19 protein-coding genes are annotated in these 22833 nt (G+C 58.6%); 10 read left to right on the top strand and 9 right to left on the bottom strand.

The genetic code is table 11. From position 1 onward, the window contains the following. Positions 1-349 precede the first annotated feature (349 nt). Positions 350-5881 carry a glutamate synthase-related protein gene (locus tag ASF13_RS00250; protein WP_056231111.1) on the top strand — a complete coding sequence of 1844 codons (5532 nt, stop codon included), beginning with the start codon at positions 350-352 and terminating at the stop codon, positions 5879-5881. A gap of 86 nt (positions 5882-5967) precedes the next feature. Further along, positions 5968-7719, top strand: a complete 1752-nt coding sequence (locus ASF13_RS00245) for a sulfite reductase subunit alpha (protein ID WP_056231107.1) — start codon at positions 5968-5970, stop codon at positions 7717-7719. Between the two features lie 124 nt (positions 7720-7843). Here ASF13_RS00245 and sspB read toward each other — a convergent pair whose 3' ends face one another. The 5 genes from sspB to zapE all read right to left on the bottom strand — a co-directional run bounded on the left by sspB (position 7844) and on the right by zapE (position 11512). Beyond that, positions 7844-8344, bottom strand: coding sequence for a ClpXP protease specificity-enhancing factor (sspB, locus tag ASF13_RS00240; protein ID WP_056231104.1), 501 nt, complete (start codon positions 8342-8344; stop codon positions 7844-7846). Positions 8345-8349: 5 nt separating this feature from the next. Beyond that, positions 8350-8991 carry a stringent starvation protein SspA gene (sspA, locus tag ASF13_RS00235; RefSeq protein WP_056231101.1) on the bottom strand — a complete coding sequence of 214 codons (642 nt, stop codon included), beginning with the start codon at positions 8989-8991 and terminating at the stop codon, positions 8350-8352. 309 nt (positions 8992-9300) lie between these two features. Beyond that, positions 9301-9693, bottom strand: a complete 393-nt coding sequence (gene rpsI / locus ASF13_RS00230) for a 30S ribosomal protein S9 (protein ID WP_056231096.1) — start codon at positions 9691-9693, stop codon at positions 9301-9303. Between the two features lie 15 nt (positions 9694-9708). Continuing rightward, positions 9709-10137, bottom strand: coding sequence for a 50S ribosomal protein L13 (gene rplM, locus ASF13_RS00225; protein WP_056231094.1), 429 nt, complete (start codon positions 10135-10137; stop codon positions 9709-9711). Positions 10138-10384: 247 nt separating this feature from the next. Beyond that, on the bottom strand, positions 10385-11512 hold the full coding sequence (zapE, locus tag ASF13_RS00220; protein WP_056231090.1) for a cell division protein ZapE: 1128 nt from the start codon (positions 11510-11512) through the stop codon (positions 10385-10387). A 178-nt stretch (positions 11513-11690) separates the two neighbouring features. Between zapE and zapG the strand changes: the two genes are divergently transcribed. The 3 genes from zapG (at position 11691) to degS (ending at position 14700) form a co-directional block, all read left to right on the top strand. Further along, positions 11691-12092: a Z-ring associated protein ZapG gene (gene zapG, locus ASF13_RS00215; protein WP_056231087.1), complete on the top strand. Its 402-nt coding sequence runs from the start codon at positions 11691-11693 to the stop codon at positions 12090-12092. Positions 12093-12184: 92 nt separating this feature from the next. Further along, positions 12185-13558, top strand: a complete 1374-nt coding sequence (degQ, locus tag ASF13_RS00210) for a serine endoprotease DegQ (protein ID WP_056231084.1) — start codon at positions 12185-12187, stop codon at positions 13556-13558. 80 nt (positions 13559-13638) lie between these two features. Beyond that, entirely contained in the window at positions 13639-14700 is a 1062-nt protein-coding gene (gene degS / locus ASF13_RS00205; protein WP_056231082.1) for an outer membrane-stress sensor serine endopeptidase DegS, read from the top strand. A gap of 43 nt (positions 14701-14743) precedes the next feature. Here degS and mdh read toward each other — a convergent pair whose 3' ends face one another. Further along, positions 14744-15679, bottom strand: coding sequence for a malate dehydrogenase (mdh, locus tag ASF13_RS00200; RefSeq protein WP_056231078.1), 936 nt, complete (start codon positions 15677-15679; stop codon positions 14744-14746). Positions 15680-16105: 426 nt separating this feature from the next. Between mdh and argR the strand changes: the two genes are divergently transcribed. From argR to yhcN (ASF13_RS00180), 4 genes are all read left to right on the top strand, one after another. Continuing rightward, on the top strand, positions 16106-16576 hold the full coding sequence (gene argR, locus ASF13_RS00195; protein ID WP_056231075.1) for a transcriptional regulator ArgR: 471 nt from the start codon (positions 16106-16108) through the stop codon (positions 16574-16576). Between the two features lie 460 nt (positions 16577-17036). Then, positions 17037-17300, top strand: coding sequence for a peroxide/acid stress response protein YhcN (gene yhcN / locus ASF13_RS00190; protein ID WP_056231072.1), 264 nt, complete (start codon positions 17037-17039; stop codon positions 17298-17300). 105 nt (positions 17301-17405) lie between these two features. Further along, the gene (yhcN, locus tag ASF13_RS00185) at positions 17406-17675 is read left to right on the top strand and encodes a peroxide/acid stress response protein YhcN (RefSeq protein ID WP_056231070.1); all 270 of its coding nucleotides are present in this window, start codon (positions 17406-17408) and stop codon (positions 17673-17675) included. Between the two features lie 105 nt (positions 17676-17780). Beyond that, positions 17781-18044 (top strand): peroxide/acid stress response protein YhcN, encoded by a 264-nt coding sequence (yhcN, locus tag ASF13_RS00180; protein ID WP_056231067.1) that lies wholly within the window; start codon positions 17781-17783, stop codon positions 18042-18044. A gap of 426 nt (positions 18045-18470) precedes the next feature. Here yhcN (ASF13_RS00180) and aaeB read toward each other — a convergent pair whose 3' ends face one another. The 3 genes from aaeB to aaeX are packed head-to-tail and all read right to left on the bottom strand — an operon-like array spanning position 18471 to position 21586. Next, positions 18471-20429, bottom strand: coding sequence for a p-hydroxybenzoic acid efflux pump subunit AaeB (gene aaeB / locus ASF13_RS00175; RefSeq protein WP_056231065.1), 1959 nt, complete (start codon positions 20427-20429; stop codon positions 18471-18473). Positions 20430-20442: 13 nt separating this feature from the next. Beyond that, positions 20443-21375: a p-hydroxybenzoic acid efflux pump subunit AaeA gene (gene aaeA, locus ASF13_RS00170; protein ID WP_056231062.1), complete on the bottom strand. Its 933-nt coding sequence runs from the start codon at positions 21373-21375 to the stop codon at positions 20443-20445. 7 nt (positions 21376-21382) lie between these two features. Continuing rightward, the gene (gene aaeX / locus ASF13_RS00165; RefSeq protein ID WP_056231059.1) at positions 21383-21586 is read right to left on the bottom strand and encodes a p-hydroxybenzoic acid efflux pump operon protein AaeX; all 204 of its coding nucleotides are present in this window, start codon (positions 21584-21586) and stop codon (positions 21383-21385) included. 271 nt (positions 21587-21857) lie between these two features. Between aaeX and aaeR the strand changes: the two genes are divergently transcribed. Next, on the top strand, positions 21858-22775 hold the full coding sequence (aaeR, locus tag ASF13_RS00160; RefSeq protein WP_056231056.1) for an HTH-type transcriptional activator AaeR: 918 nt from the start codon (positions 21858-21860) through the stop codon (positions 22773-22775). The last annotated feature ends 58 nt before the right edge of the window (positions 22776-22833 follow it).

Here is a 22833-nt window from a genome sequence, read left to right as displayed (position 1 = left end):
TTTTATTAGCACCAAAAACCATAACTAAGAACCCTATTTGACCTCGGTTCGCTTTCCCGATAAGTTGGAAATCCGCTGGAAGCAATCCTGAAGGGCCCTTGTGCTGGCATATCTCTGCCACAAGACCACCCCCTCGTGATATCAGTTTCTCCGTAAATGAGACCAGGAATTCAGAGCAGGCTCCATTCAGGGACGTTATCCCACGTCTTTTAATGGCTTGCCCGGCGTAGTGGTGTCCGCCTTATAGCGGCAAAAAAAGAAAATGTTACATCGCCCTGAGCGCTGCTCATCCTGGCTATGTGCTTGAAATAATATAGGTAATGTCAAAAAGAAGTTAAGGAGGCCCTCGATGTCCAGTTCAAAACCTTATCCCTATGGCTTATATGATCCCGCTCAAGAGAGCGACAGTTGTGGCGTAGGTTTTATTACCCGTAAGGACGGCGAGCAAACCCACGAGGTCCTCCGGATGGCGCACAGCGCGCTGTGCACCGTGCCGCATCGTGGCGGCATGTCAGCAGAGGGCGTGGGCGATGGTGCCGGCGTTAACGTCGATATCTCCCTGCAGTTCTTCCGCAAGGTAACCGGCCTGCCGCTGGAGTTCGGCCAGTTTGGCGTTGGCAACTTCTTTTTGCCCAAAGATGGTGCACTGCGCACCAATGCGGAGCAGCTGGTCGAAGAGACGCTGGCAAAACATGGCCTGCCGGTGATCCTCAGGCGCGATATGCCGCTGGACACCAGCGTGCTGCGCCCGGCCGCCATCCCTTCCCAGTTGCCGATCGTGCAGTGGGTGTTTGCCGCGCCACAAGACCTCGCGGATCAAACCGATTTCGAAAAGCGCATCTATCGCGCCCTGCTGGATATCGAAGCCCGTGCCTTTACCGAAAGCGAATTTGGCGGCCTCTACCCGCTGTCGCTCTCATCACGCACCCAGGTATTTAAAGCTCGCCTCAACTCTAATGAAGTGATCCCTTACTTTAAGGATCTGACCGATCCCGATCACGGCGTACGCGGCCTGTTTTTCCATACCCGTTTCTCCACCAACACCGATCCGCACACCACCATGGCACAGCCGTTCCGCCTGATGGCGCACAACGGTGAACTGAATACCGATCGTAAAAACCGCATTGCGGAGTCGGCGCTGGCCTCCGCGCGCGGTAAGACTATCGTTCGCCCTAAAGGGCAGTCCGACAGCTCGCGCCTTGACCAGAGCATTCACAGCCGCCTGATGGAAGATAACCTCGACCTGATCCTCGCCGTGGTATCGATGATGCCGCCGGCCTGGGAAAACGATGACGCGCTGTCCGCCAACGTGCGCGCGATGCTTGAGTACTTCTCGCTGTATGAAGAGAAGAATGACGGCCCGGCGGCGCTGATCTTCGGTAACGGTGAAATCATCGGCGCGCGTCTTGACCGCCTTGGCCTGCGCCCGCTGCGTTCGGTGGAAACCGCTGACTATATCGGCGCGATGTCTGAAGCCGGCCAGATTGCCTTCCCACCGGAGAGCGTACTGCGCCGCGGCCGTATTGAAGCCGGCGGTATGCTCTACTGGGACCATAACGATCGGCGCAGCTACACCACCGTGGAAGCGCTGGAGAAGCTGGCCGCAGAACAGGACTACCCGGCGCTGCTGGCACAGTCGCGCGTGACCCTGCAGGACCTGCCGGTGATCCCGGCCGAGAAACAGGGTTCCCCGCTGCGCTACAGCGGCGATCTGAAGACCTACCAGCGGTTTGTGGCCTACTACTACAACCAGGAAAGCTTCAAGTTCATGATGGACCCGATGCTGACCACCGGCGCTGAGAAGATCTCGGCGATGGGTTACGGCAACGCCATCAACGCCCTGTCCGACCACGAAGGCGGCATGGCGCACTACTTCTCCCAGCGTTTTGCCCAGGTCACCAACCCACCGCTGGACTCGATCCGCGAGGCAGACGGCATGACCCTGCGCGTGGCGCTCGGTGCCAAGCCGCATCTGGGCCGCAGCAAAGGCCGTCAGATCGTGGTGAAAAGCCCGATCCTGACCCACCTTGATATGCTGCAGCTGCGCGAGCAGGACGTGGCGCCGTATGCGCGCTTCGAGATGCTCTACCTGCCGGTCACCGGCAGCGATGCACAGAGCCGTCAGGCCAACGCCGACGCGCTGGAACAGGCCATCGACGATCTGGCCCAGCAGGTGGTGGACTTCGCCCGCGAACAGGGCGGCATCGCCGTCCTGACCGACCGTCATATCTCCTCCACCCGCGCGGCGATGCCGATGCTGCTGGTGGTGTCAGCGATCAACCAGCGCCTGGTGCAGGAAGGCCTGCGTCTTGACGTTTCGCTGGTGGTGGAGAGCGGCCAGAGCATCTCTTCACACCATATCGCCGCTACGCTGGGCTTCGGTGCCTCAGCCGTCTATCCGCTCGGCGTGCAGATGCGTGCCGAAGAGAAGTACGGCGAAGGCGAAGAGGGTAACAAGGCCTTTAAGCGCTATGCCAAAGCGGCTGAAAAAGCGCTGATGAAAACCATGGGTAAAGTCGGCCTCTGTACCGTAGAGAGCTACAGCTGTGGTGAATTCTTCGAGCCGAACTTCCTGAATACCGAAGACCGCGTGCTGAAAAAATACTTCCCGAACATTAAGACTCCGGTCGGTGGCGCGGGCTTTGCCTCCATCGCCCAGATGGCGGTGGACTGGCATCAGAGCGCACTGAGAATTCAGGGCGAAGCGGAAGTGCCGTTGCTCGGCCTGTTTAAAGAGCGTGCGGAAGGCGCGGGCCACTCTTACGGCACCATCGCCGTGCGCACCTTTATTGATATGACGGAGCAGCCGATCCGCTTCTCCGACAAAGCACGCGAAGAAGATCAGTTTATTCGCCTGCTGACCCTGGCACGGCTGGATAACGCCTTCAACATCAAAGCGAAAGCCTTTGAGGACAGCAGCTTTGAGCGCATCCCTAACGCGGTGATCGACGCCTTTACCATCACGCCGGACTACCGTCAGTTCTCCAGCCTGATGCATGAAGAGCGTAAACGCCGTCCGGCCGCGTTGCGCGATATTCTGGCCTTCCCGTGCGACCTGACCCACGTCGACAGCCTGACCGAGTTCAGCCGCAAGCTGGGCCGCTATTCGCTGGTCAACAACGGCTTTGCCGTGCGTGGTCTGGTGTGCGAAGCCGTTGCCGGCGAAGCGGGACGCTTTACGCTGCGCCTCACTGACGCCATCGAGGGGCTGAAGCCGCTCGCGGAGCGTCTGCAGACCCTGGCCACCGCGCTGAAAAACCGTTTTGCCGGGCAGATTGAGCACGCTGAAGTCACCGCCGACGGCCTGCAGATCGCCGCTACCGGCGACGCGGCCGATTATCTGTCGCGCATCTTCACCACCCTGCCGTCGCTGCCGTTAAGCGAGGTGCAGCCGGCCCATGAGATCACCCGCACCTTTGCGTCCGGTGCAATGAGCCACGGTGCGCTGGTCGCCCCGGCGCACGAGGCGGTGGCGCACGGTACCAATATGGTCGGCGGCATGAGCAACTGCGGTGAAGGCGGTGAGCACTACTCCCGTCACGGCACCATCCGCGCGTCACGGATTAAACAGCTGGCGTCCGGCCGCTTCGGCGTCTGGGCGGCGTACCTGGCCGATCCGATGCTGGAAGAGCTGGAGATCAAAATCGGCCAGGGGGCAAAACCCGGCGAAGGCGGCCAGCTGCCGTCACCAAAAGTAACGGTAGAGATCGCGGCCGCGCGTGGCGGTACGCCAGGCGTGGAGCTGGTTTCCCCGCCGCCGCACCATGATACATACTCGATTGAGGATCTCGCCCAGCTGATCCACGACTGTAAGGCCGCCCGCGTGAAGGTGATCGTTAAGCTGGTCTCCTCAGAAGGGATCGGCACCATCGCCGTCGGCGTGGCGAAAGCCGGCGCGGACGTGATCAACGTCGCCGGCAACACCGGCGGTACCGGCGCAGCCTCGGTCACCAGCCTGAAGTACACCGGCCGCGTGGCCGAGATCGGCATCGCCGAAGTGCACCAGGCGCTGTGCGCCAACGGCCTGCGTGAGAAGGTGCTGCTGCGCTGCTCCGGCGCACAGCAGACCGGCAGCGACGTGGTGAAATCCGCGCTGCTCGGCGGCGACAGCTTCGAATTTGGTACCACCGCGCTGATGATGCTGAAGTGCGTGATGGCGAAGAACTGTAACGTGAAGTGCCCGGCCGGCCTGACCACCAACGCGGAGGCCTTTGACGGCGATCCGCGGCAGCTGGCGCAGTACTTCATCAACGTGGCGCAGGAAGTGCGTGAAATGCTGGCCCGCCTTGGCCTGCGCTCGCTGCGCGAAGCCCGCGGACGTTCCGACCTGCTGCACCTGATGGACCACCCGCTGGAAGTGGGCCGCCTTGATCTGCGCGCCATGCTGACCGTCGTACCGGAAGTGAAAATTGCCCGTCCGGTCTATCTGGAGAAAGATTTTGAGCTGGACGACGGCTGGGTAGCGCTGCTCGACGGTCAGCTGGTCGCCACCCGCACCAGCGATATTCAGCTGGGTGACGGCGTGACGCTGAACAACCGTAACAAGAGCGTCGGCGGTCAACTGGCGATCGATATCGAACGCAGGCTGAACCATCAGCTGAGCGCAGAACAGTTGAATGCCCTGCCTGGCGTGCTGCAAGACGATCGCGGCCGTCGCTACCTGGCGCCACGCACCGTGACCATCGCCACCAGCGGCTCTGCTGGCCAGTCTTACGGCGTGTTCTGTAACGACGGCATGATGATGACCCACTCCGGCACCTGTAACGATGGCGTGGGCAAAGGCCAGTGCGGTGGCGAAATTATCGTGCTGTCGCCGGGCGGCGGTTCGCAGGATGCCGAAGGCAACGTGCTGGTGGGCAACTTTGCGCTGTTTGGCGCCACCGGCGGACGTCTGTTCGTGCAGGGCCAGGCAGGTGACCGCTTCGCGGTACGTAACTCCGGCGCCACCGCGGTGGTGGAAGGCGTGGGCGACTTCTGCTGCGAATACATGACCAACGGCGCGGTGCTGAACCTCGGTACCTACGGTACCGGCTTCGGTAACGGCATGAGCGGCGGCTTCGCCTACCAGTACGACCCGTACGGCACGCTGGCCGGCTCCGTTGCGGCGGATTCGGTGCTGCTGGGCAGCATTACCGACGATAATGAGATGGCCCGCGTGCACCTGCAGGCGGTGGTGACCCTGCTGCAGTGGCACCTGGCTGCCACCGGCTCCGCGCGCGCGCAGTGGTTGCTTGACCACTGGGAGAGCGAGAGCCAGCACTTTGTCTACGTGATGCCGCGTTCGCTGCTGCTGTATCAGGACAGCGGGGAAATCCTTAAGGCGAAAGCCCGTAAGGATCTGCTGGAAGAGCTCTCTACCGCGCTGGCAGCGCACCAGGTCAGCAAGTTTAAAGCGGCCTGGCGTGAAGGTAAGCCGATCGCCAACGGTGCCGTTCCGGCCTACGGCGCGACCGATACCCCGGAAATGCTGGTGCTGCTGAACAACTACACCGTGCTGAGCTCGGCGCAGCAGGTGGCGCTCTCCCGTCTGCCGAAAGGCACCGCGGTGGACGATGCGGCGGTCGAGAAAGCGGTGCGTAACCTGCTGATGACTGAAGACTTCGCGCTGATCGCCAAACTGCAGCGTCATGCCCGCGCGGCGATTGAGAACTACAGCGATGAGCAGCTCTCCTGCCTGATCGCCGCCAAGCGTATGGCGGACTATAAGGCTGCCCTGACCCAGCGTAATATTCGCTCGATGGACAGCCTGGCCACCTACGGCTGGATCATTTACCAGGACGCGCGTAACCGCGAGGTGCTGGGCGGGCTGCCGGACTTTGAAGAACTGTTTGCCCGTGCCGCACTGCCGGAACTGGCTGCCGCAGTGGGCAAATTAGCCTGATAATAAGACCAGAACCCTGACGGCCGGCGCGCCCGGCGGTCAGGGGTAACTGAACACGACGAAACGGGATTGAGTTACACGACATTATGAAAATTCCTTATATTCCTGAAGACGCGCCATTCAATGGCGAGCAGAAATTCTGGCTGGCTGGTTTCCTCGCCGGTTTACATTCGCGCCTGCTGGTGCTGGAAGACAAGCCGCAGGCCGGTGCTGCCGCTGCGGCAACCACGCAACTGCATATCCTGTTCGGTTCGCAAACCGGCAACGCCGAAGCGCTGGCCCAGACTGCGGCAAAAGCCGCACGTGCCAAAGGCCTGGTACCGGTCGTTCAGGGGTTGGGTGAAGTAGACATCGAGGTGTTCGCCAGCATGCGTCACGTGCTGATCGTCACCTCCACCTACGGTGAAGGCGAGATGCCGGACAACGCCGAAATGTTCTGGCAGGCACTTTCCGCCAGCACCGCGCCGCGTCTGGAGCAAATGCACTTCGCGGTACTGGCGATTGGTGATACCAGCTACGATGGCTTCTGCCAGTCCGGGAAGTTCTTCGATATGCGCCTGGAGCAGCTGGGCGCGAAGCGCGTTTACGATCGTATCGACTGCGACATCGATTTTGAAGAGCCGTCCAGCGCCTGGATTGACAGCTCGATGCCGCAGTTTGCGGCCAGCGCCGGCAGCAGCGGCACAGCGCTGGAAAACGCCCCTGAAGCGCCGGTGATCCCGGGCAGCAACAAGAATAATCCGTACGCCTCTGCGCTGGTGACCAACAAGCGCCTTTCCGGCGACGCGTCAGGCAAAGAGATCCGTCACTTTGAGTTTGATCTCACCGACAGCGGCCTGAAGTATGAAGCCGGTGATGCGCTGGGCGTGATCCCGGTCAACGATCCGCTGCTGGTGGAACTGCTGCTGGCCCAGCTGAAAGCCGATTATCAGACTCCGGTGCCGGGCTTTGACCGTAGCCTGGGTGACCTGCTGACCTATCAGTTCGAAATCTCAGAGCCGTCACGCAAGCTGATCGAATGGGTGGGCCAGAACACCACCAACCAGGAGCTGCGCCACGTGCTGCAGCATGACGATAAGGACGCGCTGGGCGTATGGCTGTGGGGCAAAGATACCCTCGACCTGCTGCAGCTGGATCTGAGCCGCACGCTGAGCAGCGCAGAGTTTGTCACCCTGCTGCGTCCGTTGCAGTACCGCGCGTACTCCATCTCCTCCAGCTCGAAGGCGCACCCGAATCAGGTGCACCTGACCGTGGCGTCGGTGCGCTACCACAGCGCCGGACGCGCGCGTAACGGCGTCTGCTCCACTTATCTGGCCGAGCGCGTGGGCCGTGGCGGCAAGCCGGCAATCTTTATCTCGCCGAATAAAGCGTTCCGCGTGCCGGCCAACAGTGCCGCGCCGATGATCATGATCGGCCCGGGCACCGGTATTGCACCGTTCCGCGCCTTCCTGCAGGAGCGTGAAGCGACAGGCGCCACCGGCAAAAACTGGCTGTTCTTCGGCGACCAGCATCAGGAACACGACTATATCTACCAGGATGAACTGCTGGCCTGGCATGAAAGCGGCCTGCTGACCCACCTGGACCTGGCGTTCTCCCGCGATCAGGCCGAGAAAATCTACGTGCAGACCCGCATGCTGGAAAAAGGTGCTGAGCTGTTTGCCTGGCTGGAAGAAGGTGCCAGCTTCTACGTCTGTGGCGATGCTTCACGCATGGCTAAGGACGTCGACAGGGCGCTGTATGAGATCGTGGTTCAGCACGGCGGCATGTCGGCGGAACGTGCGGGCGATTACATCGACCAGCTGAAGAAAGAAAAGCGTTACCTGCGCGACGTCTATTAACCGACAGAGCGGCCCGTGCTGAGGGCCGCTGCGGGTACCACCAGAAGGGGAAGCACCCTGTTCTGGCGGCAATAAAAAACGGGCCATGCGGCCCGTTTTTTTGTTACTGCTTTGCTGTTCGGCGTTATTTGACCACGCGCAGCGCCGGGCGCCCACCGCGCGGCGGCGGCTCGTCATCCGGGCCGGCATCATCGCCGGGTACGCTGTCGTCAGGGCGATCGCCATCGATCACCGACATCACCGTTTCACTGCTGTCGTCCGCCACGTTAGCGGCATCATGCTCGCTGACGTCATCGTAGGCCGGTTCCGGTTCAAACATGGTACCGGCACCGTTTTCACGGGCGTAGATGGCCAGAACGGCGGCCAGTGGAACGGAAACGTGTCGCGGCACGCCGCCGAAGCGGGCATTGAAGGTCACGTCCTCGTTGCCCAGTTCGAGGTTGCCCACGGCACCGGGCGCAATGTTCAGTACGATCTGCCCATCGCGCGCGTACTCCAGCGGTACTCTGACGCCAGGCAGATTAATATCAACCACCAGGTGCGGCGTCAGCTGGTTTTCAAGTAACCACTCATAGAAAGCGCGCAACAGGTAAGGTCGACGGGCGGTAAGTTGCGACATTTCCATCTGGCTTAGCCCCGCGTTTGCAGGCGCATTTCACGCTCTGTTTCGGTCAGCGAGGCCAGGAAGGAGTCACGCTCAAAGACGCGGGTCATATAGCCCTTCAGCTCTTTCGAACCGGCACCGATTAACTCAATGCCCAGCAGCGGCAGACGCCACAGCAGCGGAGCCAGATAGCAGTCAACCAGGCTGAACTCGTCGCTCATAAAGAACGGCGTGCGGGCGAACAGTGGCGCAATCGCCAGCAGCTCTTCACGCAGCTGTTTGCGCGCGGTCTCGGCTTCCTGCGCCGTGCCCTGCTCAATTTTGTACATCAGGCTGTACCAGTCCTGCTCGACGCGGTGCATCATCAGGCGGCTTTCACCGCGTGCTACCGGGTAAACCGGCATCAGCGGAGGATGCGGGAAACGCTCATCGAGGTATTCCATGATGATGCGGGACTCGTACAACGTCAGTTCACGATCGACAAGCGTTGGCACGGTACGATACGGGTTGAGGTCGATCAGATCCTGCGGCAGGTTATCCGTTTCAACCTGCTCGATCTCGACACTCACGCCTTTCTCAGCCAGTACGATACGCACCTGATGGCTAAAAATGTCAGTCGGACCAGAAAACAGCGTCATTACCGAACGTTTGTTGGCAGCGACAGCCATGTAAACCTCCAAGTTTATCGAGAAAATTACTGCGAATAGCCATCCACGCGGCGACTCATTATTGCCATTAGCCCGAAGATAGACCGCCCCTAAAACGAGTCAGGATACACGCGTCATTACCCGGCCAATAGGCACAAAGTGACACACAGTTTACCAGATTTTAGCCAGCTTGTGGGGCAGGGAACGCCGATTTGACGGGGAAAATGCCAAAGCGGAAGACGTTTCGCTTTTTTTGCAGTCACAAAATGTAAAAAACCCGGCGCCAGGCGCCGGGTTTTCGCATAACCAATTCTGCCGGAGCAGAACAGATTAACGTTTGGAGAACTGAGGACGACGACGTGCTTTACGCAGACCGACTTTCTTACGTTCAACCTGACGTGCATCACGAGTAACGAAGCCTGCTTTACGCAGTTCGCCACGCAGTGACTCGTCAAACTCCATCAGAGCGCGGGTGATACCGTGACGGATCGCACCAGCCTGACCAGAGATACCACCACCTTTAACGGTGATGTACAGATCGAATTTACCGACCATGTCCAGCAGTTCCAGCGGCTGACGAACTACCATGCGGGCAGTTTCGCGACCGAAGTACTGTTCTAATGAACGCTGGTTGATAACGATGTTACCACTGCCCGGCTTGATAAATACGCGAGCGGTAGAGCTTTTGCGGCGACCAGTGCCGTAGTTTTGATTCTCAGCCATTGCCTGTAATCCCGATTAAATGTCAAGAACTTGCGGTTGCTGTGCCGCATGGTTGTGCTCGTTGCCCGCGTAAACTTTCAGTTTACGGTACATAGCACGACCCAGCGGGCCCTTTGGCAGCATGCCTTTAACCGCGATTTCAATCACACGCTCAGGACGGCGAGCAATCATCTCTTCGAAGGTCGCTTGCTTGATACCACCGACGAAGCCGGTGTGATGGTAATAAATCTTGTCAGTACGCTTGTTACCGGTTACGGCAACTTTTTCTGCGTTCAGGACGATGATGTAATCACCAGTATCGACGTGCGGAGTGTATTCCGCTTTGTGCTTACCGCGCAGACGACGAGCCAGTTCAGTCGCTAAACGACCTAAGGTTTTGCCTGTTGCGTCAACAACATACCAGTCACGTTGGACGGTTTCTGGCTTAGCTGTAAAAGTTTTCATCTAAAAGCTTACCCAAATTAAGTTACACGTTGGTGAAATCCCAAACGCTTGAATAAACGGTTGGAGCTCACACGACCATCTTGTCCAGCAAGCCCACCCCTTCGGATAGAGTTACCAGAGCACAAAGAGTTTTGGGAAAAAAACCTTTGCAGTAACGTGGGGTCGCAAGAGTATAGAGAAGTCATCCGCAAAAATCGAACGTTTTTTGCGATAAAATTCCTGTTCTGCTGCGGTCCGGATTCACGTTTCAGGGCAGATGCGGCAGGCGCAAATACTCTTCGCTCTGCATCTCCTGCAGACGGGAGACGCAGCGCTGGTATTCAAACTTCAGCCGCGTGCCCTGATAAATTTCGTACAGCGATGCTTCCGCCGAAACCACCAATTTTACGTGACGCTCGTAAAATTCATCCACCAGCGCCAGAAAGCGCCGTGCCTGGTCTTCGGTCTTGTAAATCATCACCGGCACATCATACAGCAATACGCTGTGAAAACGGCGGGAAAGCTCAATATAGTCGTGCTGGCTGCGCCCTTCCCCACACAGGGCGAGGAAATTCATCGCCAGCACCCCTTCCGCCACGCCCAGCGTCGGCAGCTGACGGTGGTTGATGGTCAGCGGCTCGTGCTCAACCCGCGGCTTACCGGCCAGCGCGACGAACATCCTCTCCATCTCTTTGCTGGTCTCTGCGCCCAGTGGCGTCATCCACAGATGGGCCGAGGTCAGGGTGCGCAGGCGGTAATCGATGCCCGCATCGACGTTCATCACTTCACAGTGCTGTTTAATCATCGCAATCGCCGGCATAAAGCGTGCGCGCTGCAGGCCGTTGCGGTAGAGATCGTCCGGCGGGATATTGGAAGTGGCCACCAGGGTGATGCCGCGGCTGAACAGCGCCTCCATCAGCGTGCCCAGCAGCATTGCGTCGGTGATGTCTGACACAAAAAATTCATCGAAGCACAGCAGGTCGGTTTCGGCTTTGAAACGATCGGCAACAATTTGCAGCGGATCGCTGTGCCCCTGCAGCTGGGTCAGCTCTTCATGCACCCGCAGCATAAAGCGGTGAAAGTGCAGCCGCTGCTTGCGCTCACCAGGAATTGACTGAAAAAAGCTGTCCATCAGCCAGGTCTTGCCACGCCCGACGCCGCCCCACATATACAGGCCCCGCACCGGCTGTTGCACCGCGGGCTTGCCTTTACCCAGCAACTTATTCAGCCTGCCAAAAAGGCCACCGCCCTGGCTCACCGCCGACGGGGTTTGCTGGCTCAACGCCTGCCAGATCCCGTTCAGACGGGTCATGGCGGCACGCTGTACCTCATCAGGCTGGTACTCACCGTTTGCCAGCGCCTGCTCATAGCGCGCCAGCGGGGACATCGTTTGCATAGTTTGGTCACATTCCCTGAAAAAAGGCCTGAACACGGCCGCCGATCGTCGAAAAAAAAGTCGCTCTACACTAAGCGAAGCAGCGGCAGGATTCCACTTCGATAACATTAGCGGTTATAGTGGTTAGTATTGATGGTGAAGGCCCTGTGAAACAACGAAGAGAAAATGGGAGTAATTTATGACGTGGGAATACGCGCTTATTGGCTTAGTGGTTGGAATTATCATCGGCGCGGTGGCAATGCGTTTTGGTAACCGCAAACTGCGTGAGCAACGCAGCCTGCAGTATGAGCTGGAAAAGAGCAAAGCCGAGCTGTCAGACTATCGTGAAGAGCTGACCAGCCACTTCGCGCACAGCGCCGAACTGCTGGACAATATGGCGCGCGATTACCGCCAGCTGTATCAGCATATGGCCAAAGGATCGAACGATCTGCTGCCAAACCTGCCGGGTGAGAAGAACCCGTTTGCCTGGCAGCTGACCGAAGCAGAAGCCGATAACGATCAGGCGCCGGTGCAGATGCCGCGCGACTATCCTGACAGCGCCACCGGCCTGCTGCGTGGTGAGCGTACCAGCACGAAATAAGCCACACTGAGAGGGGCGCACCGCGCCTCTCTGCCTGCCACCTGCCTGTACCGGCAGAACTTTCAGCACCTGCTAGCGAGAGCGTCGTCACGATGAAAAAAACATCATTTATGTTCAGCGCATTAGCCCTGAGTCTGGGTATCAGCCTGGCTTCCATCCCCGTTGTGCAGGCATCGCTTCCCTCTCAGGTTCAGGGCGAGGCGCTGCCCAGCCTGGCACCGATGCTGGAGCAGGTTCTGCCTGCCGTAGTCAGCGTGCATGTTGAAGGCAGTGAAAATAAAGAGCAGCAGATCCCGGAGCAGTTGAAGCGTTTCTTCGGCCAGGGTGCGCCCGGCGCGGAACCCGGCGAGGAGCAAAAGCAGCCGTTTGAAGGGCTGGCCTCCGGGGTGATCATTAACGCCGAAAAAGGCTACGTGCTGACCAATAACCACGTGGTGGACGGGGCGGAAAAAATCCGCGTGCAGCTGAGTGACGGCCGCGAGTTCGATGCCAAACTGATTGGCCGCGATGAACAGACCGACGTGGCGCTGATCCAGCTGGAGGGTGCCAGCAAGCTGACCCAGGTGAAAATCGCCGATTCAGACCAGCTGAAAGTGGGCGATTTTGCCGTCGCCATCGGTAACCCCTTCGGCCTCGGCCAGACGGCCACCTCCGGCATCGTTTCCGCGCTGGGGCGCAGCGGCCTGAACCTCGAAGGGCTGGAGAACTTTATCCAGACCGATGCGGCGATCAACCAGGGGAACTCCGGCGGCGCGCTGGTCAACCTGAACGGCGAGCTGATCGGATTGAATACCGCGATCCTCGCCTCTTCCGGCGGCAATATCGGCATCGGCTTTGCTATCCCGTCCAATATGGCGATCAACCTCGCGCAGCAGCTGATTGAGTTTGGCGAGGTGAAGCGTGGTCAGTTGGGTATTAAAGGCACCGAGATGACCGCCGATATGGCGAAGGCGTTTAACGTTGACGTGCAGCGCGGGGCCTTCGTCAACGAAGTGCTGCCGCAGTCGGCTGCGGCGAAAGCCGGTATCAAGGCCGGTGACATCATTACCCGGGTAAACGATAAAGCGATTAACAGCTTTGCCGAACTGCGGGTGAAAATTGGTACCACGCCGCCGGGCCAGGAGGTGCAGGTCACCCTGCTGCGCGAAGGTAAGCCGCTTACCGTCGGCGTTAAGCTCGATAACAGCAGCACCGCCACCAGCGCGCCGCTAACCCCGGCGCTGCAGGGTGCCACGCTGAGCGACGGCGCAGCCAAAGATGGCAGCAAAGGCGTTCACGTTGATAACGTTGAAAAATCTACCCCGGCGGCCCAGTTCGGCCTGCAGAAGGATGATGTGATCGTTGGCGTCAACCGCTCGCCGGTGCAGAACATCGCCGAGCTGCGTAAGGTGCTGGAGAGCAAACCGGCGCTGCTGGCGCTGAACGTCATCCGCGGCAATGAGAGTATTTATCTGCTGTTGCGTTAACGTCCCCGGCGGGCACCGCTACTGTGCCCGCCTCAGTCATGCTATTCTGCCCTTCGTTCATTCATTCACCGCTTAAAACCATGTTTCCTAAACTTTTGCGTTCCGTGATCTTTGGCCTGATTGTCGCCGCTGCCCTGCTGGTCGCCGTGCCCGCCCTGCGCGTGGGCGGCAACCTGCTGACGCCGCAGGTTGACAGCGCCGACGAGCAGCCCGTCAGCTATAACGCCGCGGTACGCCGCGCCGCGCCGGCGGTGGTCTACGTTTACAGCCGTAACGTCAGCAGCGGCAACGATGTGCTGGGGTCCGGGGTGATTATGGATCCGCGCGGCTATATTCTGACCAACCGTCACGTGATCAACGACGCCAGCCAGATCGTGGTACGCCTGCAGGATGGCCGCAGCCTGGTGGCGATGCTGGTCGGTTCTGACCAGCTGACCGACCTGGCGGTGCTGAAGATCAGCGCCCCCAACCTGCCTGTGATCCCGATTAATCCGCAGCGGGTGGCGCATATTGGTGACCTGGTGATGGCGATTGGCAACCCCTATAACATTGGCCAGACCGTGACCCAGGGCATCATCGGTGCCACCGGCCGCGTGGGGTTAAGCCCGTCACGTCATCAGGATTTCCTGCAGACCGACGCGTCAATCAACCGCGGCAACTCGGGCGGTGCGTTGATTAACTCGCTGGGCGAGCTGATGGGCATCAACACCCTCACCTTTGATAAAAGCAGCAACGGCGAAACGCCGGAAGGGCTCGGTTTTGCCATCCCAACCCGGCTGGCCAGCAAAATTATGGAAAAGCTGATCCGTGACGGTCGGGTGATCCGCGGCTGGATCGGCATTAATGGTGAAGAGCGTCGCCTGCCGGATCAGGTATCCGGGCTGGAACATACTCAGGGCATTCAGATTAAAGAGGTCTATCCCGGTAGCCCGGCTGCGCTGGCGGGGATGCAGGTTAATGATGTGATTACCCACGTCAACGGCCAGCCGGCGATGTCGGCGCTGGAGACGATGGATCAGGTAGCGGAGATCAGGCCGGGCACGGTGATTAAAATCACGGTGATTCGTAACGAGCGTGAAATGACGCTACCGGTCACCGTTCAGGAGTATCCACAGCAGGACAGCGGCACCCCGGCCAGTTGATCTGAGGGTTGCCCCACCGGACGGTGGGGCTGGCCGAGCAGAATTACTTAACGAACGCTTCGCCCTGGGCAATATCCTGCTTCAGGGTTTCCAGCATCCCTTCCAGCGACTGCTGTTCAAAGGCGCTGAGCGCACCGATCGGCAGGCGTTTCTCAACGCCGTTTTTACCTAACAGCAGCGGCTGTGAGAAGAAACGCGCATGTTCACCATCGCCTTCAACGTAGGCACACTCCACCACGTTGGCTTCACCCTGCAGCGCGCGCACCAGAGACAGGCCAAATTTCGCCGCCGCCTGCCCCATCGACAGGGTAGCCGAACCGCCGCCCGCTTTCGCTTCCACTACCTCGGTACCGGCGTTCTGAATACGTTTGGTCAGGCTGGCCGCTTCCTGCTCGGAGAAGCTGACGCCCGGGATCTGCGACAGAAGTGGCAGAATGGTCACGCCCGAGTGACCGCCCACCACCGGCACGTTCAGCTGGTGCGGATCCTTACCTTTCAGCGCTGCCACAAAGGTACTGGAGCGGATGATATCCAGCGTGGTGACGCCAAACAGGCGATTCTTATCGTAAACGCCGGCTTTTTTCAGCACCTCGGCGGCAATCGCCACGGTGGTGTTCACCGGGTTGGTGATAATACCAATCAGGGCTTTCGGGCTGGTGGAGGCCACCTGCTCGACCAGGTTACGCACGATACCGGCATTAACGTTAAACAGATCAGAGCGGTCCATGCCCGGCTTACGCGCCACGCCGGCAGAAATCAGCACCACATCGGCACCTTCCAGCGCTGGCGTGGCATCTTCACCACTGAAGCCAACGATGCTCACCGCGGTGGGAATGTGGCTGAGGTCAACCGCCACGCCGGGGGTCACCGGCGCAATATCGTACAGGGAGAGTTCTGATCCAGCCGGAAGCTGGGTTTTAAGCAGGAGGGCCAGCGCCTGGCCGATACCGCCTGCTGCACCAAGAACAGCAACTTTCATCCTAAACTCCTTATTATAAGTGCATCTGTTGAGTGCCGTAGAATCCGTCTGCCTGTGACCTTATTTTATCTGGCAGGAAAATGACGAGAGCTATGCGTGCTTTACAGTGAAAAAGCGCTAGCCGCTCGTGAATCACGGAATTTTGCGCGGTGAGAACGGCAGACGGAAAAAATCGGCGCTACCTTACACCTATAGCACTTATCGGAACAACTTCAATTTAAACACTAACAAAATGTTTACTTTTTAGTCACATCAATTCAAGGCAGGCAAATACTTTTTCGTTCCAAACTTTGTTAGACTGCGCTCCCCGGCCGGTCTGCAGACAGATTTTGTCACTTCCTGTTTGCATAAAAATTCATTTAATTGCATAATAATTTAATATCCCGCTGCGGGTATCCCTTAATAACTCACTTTTATCGGTAACCTATGCGTAATCCGTCAAAACAAGAAGAACTGATCAAGGCGTTCAAGGCCTTACTGAAAGAAGAAAAATTCAGCTCGCAGGGCGAGATCGTCAGCGCACTGCAGCACGATGGCTTTGAGAACATCAATCAGTCGAAAGTGTCGCGGATGCTGACCAAGTTCGGCGCGGTACGCACCCGCAACGCCAAAATGGAGATGGTCTACTGCCTGCCGGCGGAGCTGGGCGTGCCGACCACCACCAGCCCGCTGAAAAACCTGGTGCTGGACATCGACTATAACGATGCGCTGGTGGTGATCCATACCAGCCCCGGCGCGGCGCAGCTGATCGCCCGCCTGCTGGATTCGCTGGGCAAAGCGGAGGGTATCCTCGGCACTATCGCCGGTGATGACACCATCTTTATCACGCCTGCGCGCAGCTTTACGGTGAAACAGCTGCACGACGCAGTGCTGGTGCTGTTTGAGCAGGAGCTGTAAGCCTTAGCGCGTTATCGCTCGTCACACCCAGTATCAGGCCACGGTACGTTACTTCGGGCCGTTAACCCCGGTCTTATCAGTCAGAGCCGCGCCACCGCGGCTCTGACTGATTTTCGTCTTTCCCCTTCCCCTTAAAACAGCACAATACGCTGGTTTTTTCCTGCCTGATGCGTTCTGACGGTTCACAATCACGCCAGTAGTAATGTGATCTACCACAAATAACAGCACAAATAGTTAATTTGACATATTGGCTTGATTTTTATCATATTTTTTTGATGGTGGTTAAATTTAAGGCATTGCTTATAACAACCGGTTATAAAAAAACCTATCCGAAACCAATAACCCCAACAAAAAATTATTAGCATGCTATTAATATTTCGCGTTATTAGATCTATACTTGTTTCCGTGATGCAAATCACACTAACAAGCAAAGATAATAAAATTGACGAGGAAAAATATCATGAACGTTAAAACTACCGTTGCCACCTTTGGCCTGCTTTCTGCCCTGTCATTCGGTGCTTTTGCCGCAGAATCGGTTAACACCGATCAGGCAAAAAATCTGCAGTCTGTTGGCGTGATTAGCGTCAGCGGCGTGGGCGGCTCACCGATGGATATCCGTCAGGCACTGAACACCAAAGCCGATGCGCAAGGCGCCAGCGCCTACCGCGTGGTAGAGGCCTACAACAACGGCAACTGGCACGCCACCGCCGAACTGTATAAATAAGCCCGGCCAAACGATCATCAACAAAATCAGTACGATAACCCCAAGAATAATAAACGCTTTTTAGCCCTTTCGGTTATCGCATCACCCTTTTATGGAGTCACTATTATGAAAACTACCTTTACCATCGCTGCATTGGGTCTTGCTTCTGTTCTCTCCTTCGGTGCCAGCGCGGCCAGCCTGGTCACCAGCGAACAGGTTGCCAGCCAGAACCTGCAGCCGGTTGGCACCGTAAGCGTTAGCGGTATTGACGGCGCACCGACCGATATCCGTCAGCAGCTGTCGGAAAAAGCGGACCAGCAGGGTGCCAGCGCCTACCGGGTGATTGAGGCCTATAACAACGGCAACTATCACGCCACCGCTGAACTGTACAAATAAATAATGACGCGGGCACCTGCCGTGCCCGACCGTGACATCGACGACCTGGTTAAGATGTGAAATCCCGCAGGTTGTTGAACATTGAGCTTATTGAGGAAATGAACAATGAAAATCAAAACAACCATCGCCGTGCTCGGCCTGCTCTCTACCGTTGCTTTCGGCGCGTCTGCCGCGCAGCTGGTTACCAGCGAGCAGGTACAGAATCTGCAATCTGCGGGCACCATTACCGTTAGCGGCGTCAACGGCGTACCGACCGATATCCGTCAGCAGCTGTCTGAGAAGGCGGATAAACAGGGCGCTTCTGCTTTCCGTGTGATTGAAGCACGCCTGCAGGACAACTACCACGTCACCGCCGAGCTGTATAAGTAATTCCTCGTCACCGGGCCGTCGAACGATGGCCCACTAAGACGAACCCTTTGGCCCCGCTTGTCGGGGCCCTTTTTGGCCCGCCGTCCCCCATCATCAAAGCGCAGCGTTTGTTCCCGCTGCGCTTTTGTCTGCAAGCCCCACGGCGTCTTCCCCTGACATTATCCTTCCTCCCTCAGCTACGCGCCCGATCTCTGACAACGCCTGTTACGACCACATGCCTGCCGTCGCGCCGCTTCCCCTGTGTGCTAAGTCAGGCGTAACCCCCGTGAGCCTCGCGACAGATTGCCTGTTCCTGCTCTGATCCCAGCCACTTCCGTCAGGTAAGCCGGCAGCTTTCAGCCGCGATGATGGGGGATTTCAGCCAGGTAGCAGAGAGAAGACGCCATGCCAGGAAGGAAAGCCGGCAGCGTGAGCTGCCGGTGGGATTTAAATCTTGATCAGGGTGTTCTGGTATTTCTTCAGCATCGCCGCCAGCCGGGCGACCGGTTCGGTGACGCTGAGCGGAGCCTGATATTCGACCAGCTTCTGCTGATAGATATCGAACTCTGACAGCAGCCGGGTAAAGTAGTGGCGACGTTTGGTGTCGCTGCTGGCGGAGATCACCCGGTCCGCCGTGTGACGCATTTGCTTATGAAACGCCGACAGATCGGCATTGATCGGGATCTCCGCATCGCGCAGCCGCTGATGACCGATGATCAGCGTCAGTGCGAGGCGGAACTTATCGATATCACCGGGATAGAGATTCAGCAGCATAAACAGTTGCTGATAGAGCGCGGGAAGATGGTTCTCTTTGCGTCGCGCGGTGTTAGTCGTCATCGCCGCCACCGCCGCGTACATAAAGCGGTTCAGCAGGGTACGGGCCACCCGGGCCTTCGAGCTGTCGCGGATCAGCAGCAGCACCAGCAGCGCCACTATCGCACCAATCGCCTGGCCCAGCGCGCCGTCCATAAACACGCTGACCTCAAATTTCATCGGATTATCCAGCGTCAGGATGTTGATGGTGCCGACCAGTGCACCCAGCGTGCCGATCTGCCGGCGCTGGATCAGCAGCCCGGCGATAAACGCCATCACCCCCAGCGCGATCAGCAGCAGCAGCAGGCTCTGCTGGGTGGCCGGCATGATCACCATGTAGTAGAGCGATCCCAGCGGGATCGCCACGATCATGCCGTAGACAAAATCTTTCGCCATCATCACCGGGTTCGGCATACGCATCGCCAGCGCGGTGATCACCGCCAGCATCACCATTGCCCCGCTGCCCGAGGTCCAGCCGGTCCACAGCCAGAACAGCGATCCCACCCCGGTGGCAACAAAGGTACGTACGCCGTTAAGCAGCGCGTGACGACTTTCCGCCGAACGCATCTTCACCACCGGTTCGGCGTCCAGCACCTCTTCCTCAATGCGGCTGATGCGGCTGTTGGTCTGGATCCCCTTCAGCAGCAGCAGATAACGGCTGGCGGCGCCGACCCAGCTGGTCAGCGTGGCCGGGGTATTTCTGCTGCCGCTGACGGTAATCACCCGGCGCAGGATCTTCATCCGCTTATGCACGTCAGCCACGCTGGTGACCGGCTTTTCAAAGAACAGCTGAAACTGCGGCGGCACGTATTCCGGCCGCGAGTTCTGGATCAGGAAGGTTTCGCAGGCCTGGGTAATCAGCGTCAGCGACAGGCTGTTCATCACCGTCATCCGCCGCTCCACCTTGTGCCAGCGCCCGGACTCCATCATCAGATGCGTACGCATGCCCTTCAGCGCGGTGGTGCGCCGCACCAGCCCGGCCCAGGCTTTGTCCACCTCGTCTTTATCGCCGTGCGCGACGCACAGCTGCATCAGCTGGTAGTGATCCACCAGCAGCGACTCCGCTTCGCGGTCAATATCCAGCTTGATCGAGCGCGGCGAAAACAGCAGGTCGGCGAGAATGGCGCAGACGATGCCGATGATGATCTCGCTACAGCGCTCAACGGCAAACTGCGGTGCCAGCAACAGTGAGCCGTTGGCATCTACGCTGACCACAATAATCAGCGCCGTATAGCCGGCCAGCCCCAGCGCATAGGAGTTCTCCACCTTGATCAGCGAAGAGATCCACACGCACACCCCGGCCCACAGGCAGCACAGCATCAGCATTAACGCCGGGGCACGAATGGTGGCAATCATAATGGTCAGCGCGGCGATACAGCCGATAAAGGTGCCGATAATGCGCAGCATGCCGCGGTGGCGCAGCGCGCCGGAGAAGGGATCGCCACCGGCGGCAAAGCCGGTGCCGCCCGCCACGATAGCGGCGGTCATCACCGCCCAGCGCGGGGTTTCAAGATTAAATTCAAAGCCGACAAACAGCGCCATCACGATGGCGAAGGTAAGCTTGATCGGAAAACGCAGACGATACCACTGCATGGTGCCCCCGGCCTCAGCCAAACTCGCGCAGGCGATGCATCAGCTGCATAAACGGCGACAGCGGCTCGGCTTTACGGTCGGCGGGCCCGGTTACCACCACGGTGGCCGTGGTGCCGGAAGGGAACAGATTCCCCGGCTGCCGATCGAGGTGGATCCGCACCGGCACGCGCTGCGCCAGGCGCACCCACTCGAGGTTCGAGTCAATGGTGGCCATGCCTTTGCTGTCAATGGTGCTGCTGCTGTTGGTCACCCCGGCGGCAACGCTGTCCACCGTGCCGCGCAGCAGCTGGTTGCTGCCCAGCGGGGTGATCTCAACGCGATAGCCGGGACGGATACCGTCAAGCTTGGTCTCTTCCAGGTACGCCAGCACGTAGAACGAGCCCTGTTTTACCAGCGCCACCGACGTCGACCCGCGGGTAATGAACTCGCCGGTATAGACGTTGAGGTTGGTTACCCAGCCCGCCGACGGCGCTTTGATCACCGTGCGCTCCAGATCGAGCTTCGCCAGATCGCGGGTGGCCACCGCTTTGGCCAGCTGGTGCTCGGTGGTCTGGAAATCGCTGTTCGCCTGGTCAATCGCCTCACGCGACATCGCCGAGGTGCCGAGCTGGTTACGGCGCGACGCTTCGCGGCGTTTTTCACTCAGCAGCGCCTGGTAGTAGGCAACATCGGCTTCAGCCTCTTCCAGCGCCTTCTGATAACGCGGCTGGTCGATGGTGAACAGCACCTGGTCTTTCTGCACCAGCTGGTTGTCGCGCACGCGCACATCGGTGATCAGGCCACTGACATCCGGGGCAATCGCCACCACGTCAGCGGAGAATTTGGCATCACGCGTCCACGGGGATTCGGTGTAGAACACCCAGACGCGGAAAATCAGCACGACGGCCACCACCACCAGCAGCAGCGTAATGGCGAAACGGGATATTTTTCTTGTTAGCGCTTTCACAATGACCTCAGACGAACAAACGGGAGACAAGATAAAACAGGCAGCAGTAGAGCGCCGTATTAAACAGGGCGGGATGCCACACCAGATCGTACAGACCGGTAGGCGTGATCAGCCGACGCACCAACCAGAACAGCATCAGTGACACAATAATTTCAAAGAAGATGGGCGGAAAAGACAGCCCAAACACCACAATAACCGGAAGCACACTCATCTCTTATCCTTGTCGATACCATACCGGGCCTGAGGCACCATCAACCCGCTCCCTTTCTGGCATCGGCGAAGCCATGCAGACAAATTGTGTTCATACGGTGAATGAACGTACAGACGCGAGACCGGCGTTTACTGAATAATAGCCTATCCAGCGTGCCAGTATTAAAGGGAGTAGAACGTCGGAACGATGGCCCGGCGGTGCTATAGTAACGCGCTTGACTATATCTTTTCTACCCAATGTGATCTAAATCACTTTTAAGCCAGGATTAATAATGGAAAGACTGAAGGGCATGTCGGTGTTTACCCGCGTGGTAGAGCTGGGATCGTTTACCGCCGCGTCGCAGCAGCTGCAGATGAGCGTATCGGCGGTCAGTCAGATTGTGGCCAGGCTGGAAGACGAGCTGCAGGTCAAGCTGCTCAACCGCAGCACCCGCAGCCTGGGGCTGACGGAAGCCGGCAAGATCTATTTTCAGGGCTGCCGGCGGATGCTGTCGGAAGCCCAGCAGGTGCACGAACAGCTCTACGCCTTTAACAATACGCCGATCGGCACGCTGCGTATCGGCAGCTCCTCCACCATGGCGCAAAACGTGCTGGCCACGATGACCGCCGAGATGCTGAAAGAGCACCCGGGCCTGACGGTTAATCTGGTGACCGGCATTCCGGCCCCCGATCTGATCGCCGACGGGCTGGACCTGGTGTTGCGCGTGGGTGCGCTGCAGGACTCCAGCCTGTTTTCCAAGCGCGTCGGATCGATGCCAATGGTGGTCTGCGCGGCAAAGAGCTATCTCGCGCAGCACGGCACGCCGGAAAATCCGGCCGGTATCGGCCACTTCTCGTGGCTGGAATACAGCGTGCGGCCGGATAACGACTTTGAGCTGACCTCCCCGCAGGGCACCACCACGCGCCTGTCGCCGCGCGGACGCTTTGCCACCAACGATTCACAGACGCTGATCCGCTGGCTGAAGGCCGGTACCGGCATCGCCTACGTGCCGCTGATGTGGATCATCGATGAGATTAATAGCGGTGAGGTGGAGATCCTGTTTGCCCACTATCAGTCGGTACCGCGACCGGTGTATGCGGTCTACACCCAGAAAGACAAGCTGCCGCTGAAGGTGCAGGTGTGTATCAACTACCTGACCGACTACTTCGATAAGGTGGCGGAGATATATCAGGAGTTTCGTCAGCCCTGACGGCGGGGGAAAACAGAACAGGATTGCCCTCAGGGGTGAGGGCAATCTTTATTATCAG

Source organism: Erwinia sp. Leaf53 (genome assembly GCF_001422605.1).
Taxonomy (GTDB): domain Bacteria; phylum Pseudomonadota; class Gammaproteobacteria; order Enterobacterales; family Enterobacteriaceae; genus Erwinia.
Note: the sequence above shows the minus strand (reverse complement) of the source record. Positions and strands in the feature narration are given on the sequence as shown.

Bases quoted from the DNA above. Each gene is read 5' to 3' on its own strand.
- ASF13_RS00250 (WP_056231111.1), top strand. From the start codon at position 350: ATGTCCAGTTCAAAACCTTATCCCTATGGCTTATATGATCCCGCTCAA.
- ASF13_RS00245 (WP_056231107.1), top strand. From the start codon at position 5,968: ATGAAAATTCCTTATATTCCTGAAGACGCGCCATTCAATGGCGAGCAG.
- sspB (WP_056231104.1), bottom strand. From the start codon at position 8,344: ATGGAAATGTCGCAACTTACCGCCCGTCGACCTTACCTGTTGCGCGCT.
- sspA (WP_056231101.1), bottom strand. From the start codon at position 8,991: ATGGCTGTCGCTGCCAACAAACGTTCGGTAATGACGCTGTTTTCTGGT.
- rpsI (WP_056231096.1), bottom strand. From the start codon at position 9,693: ATGGCTGAGAATCAAAACTACGGCACTGGTCGCCGCAAAAGCTCTACC.
- rplM (WP_056231094.1), bottom strand. From the start codon at position 10,137: ATGAAAACTTTTACAGCTAAGCCAGAAACCGTCCAACGTGACTGGTAT.
- zapE (WP_056231090.1), bottom strand. From the start codon at position 11,512: ATGCAAACGATGTCCCCGCTGGCGCGCTATGAGCAGGCGCTGGCAAAC.
- zapG (WP_056231087.1), top strand. From the start codon at position 11,691: ATGACGTGGGAATACGCGCTTATTGGCTTAGTGGTTGGAATTATCATC.
- degQ (WP_056231084.1), top strand. From the start codon at position 12,185: ATGAAAAAAACATCATTTATGTTCAGCGCATTAGCCCTGAGTCTGGGT.
- degS (WP_056231082.1), top strand. From the start codon at position 13,639: ATGTTTCCTAAACTTTTGCGTTCCGTGATCTTTGGCCTGATTGTCGCC.
- mdh (WP_056231078.1), bottom strand. From the start codon at position 15,679: ATGAAAGTTGCTGTTCTTGGTGCAGCAGGCGGTATCGGCCAGGCGCTG.
- argR (WP_056231075.1), top strand. From the start codon at position 16,106: ATGCGTAATCCGTCAAAACAAGAAGAACTGATCAAGGCGTTCAAGGCC.
- yhcN (WP_056231072.1), top strand. From the start codon at position 17,037: ATGAACGTTAAAACTACCGTTGCCACCTTTGGCCTGCTTTCTGCCCTG.
- yhcN (WP_056231070.1), top strand. From the start codon at position 17,406: ATGAAAACTACCTTTACCATCGCTGCATTGGGTCTTGCTTCTGTTCTC.
- yhcN (WP_056231067.1), top strand. From the start codon at position 17,781: ATGAAAATCAAAACAACCATCGCCGTGCTCGGCCTGCTCTCTACCGTT.
- aaeB (WP_056231065.1), bottom strand. From the start codon at position 20,429: ATGCAGTGGTATCGTCTGCGTTTTCCGATCAAGCTTACCTTCGCCATC.
- aaeX (WP_056231059.1), bottom strand. From the start codon at position 21,586: ATGAGTGTGCTTCCGGTTATTGTGGTGTTTGGGCTGTCTTTTCCGCCC.
- aaeR (WP_056231056.1), top strand. From the start codon at position 21,858: ATGGAAAGACTGAAGGGCATGTCGGTGTTTACCCGCGTGGTAGAGCTG.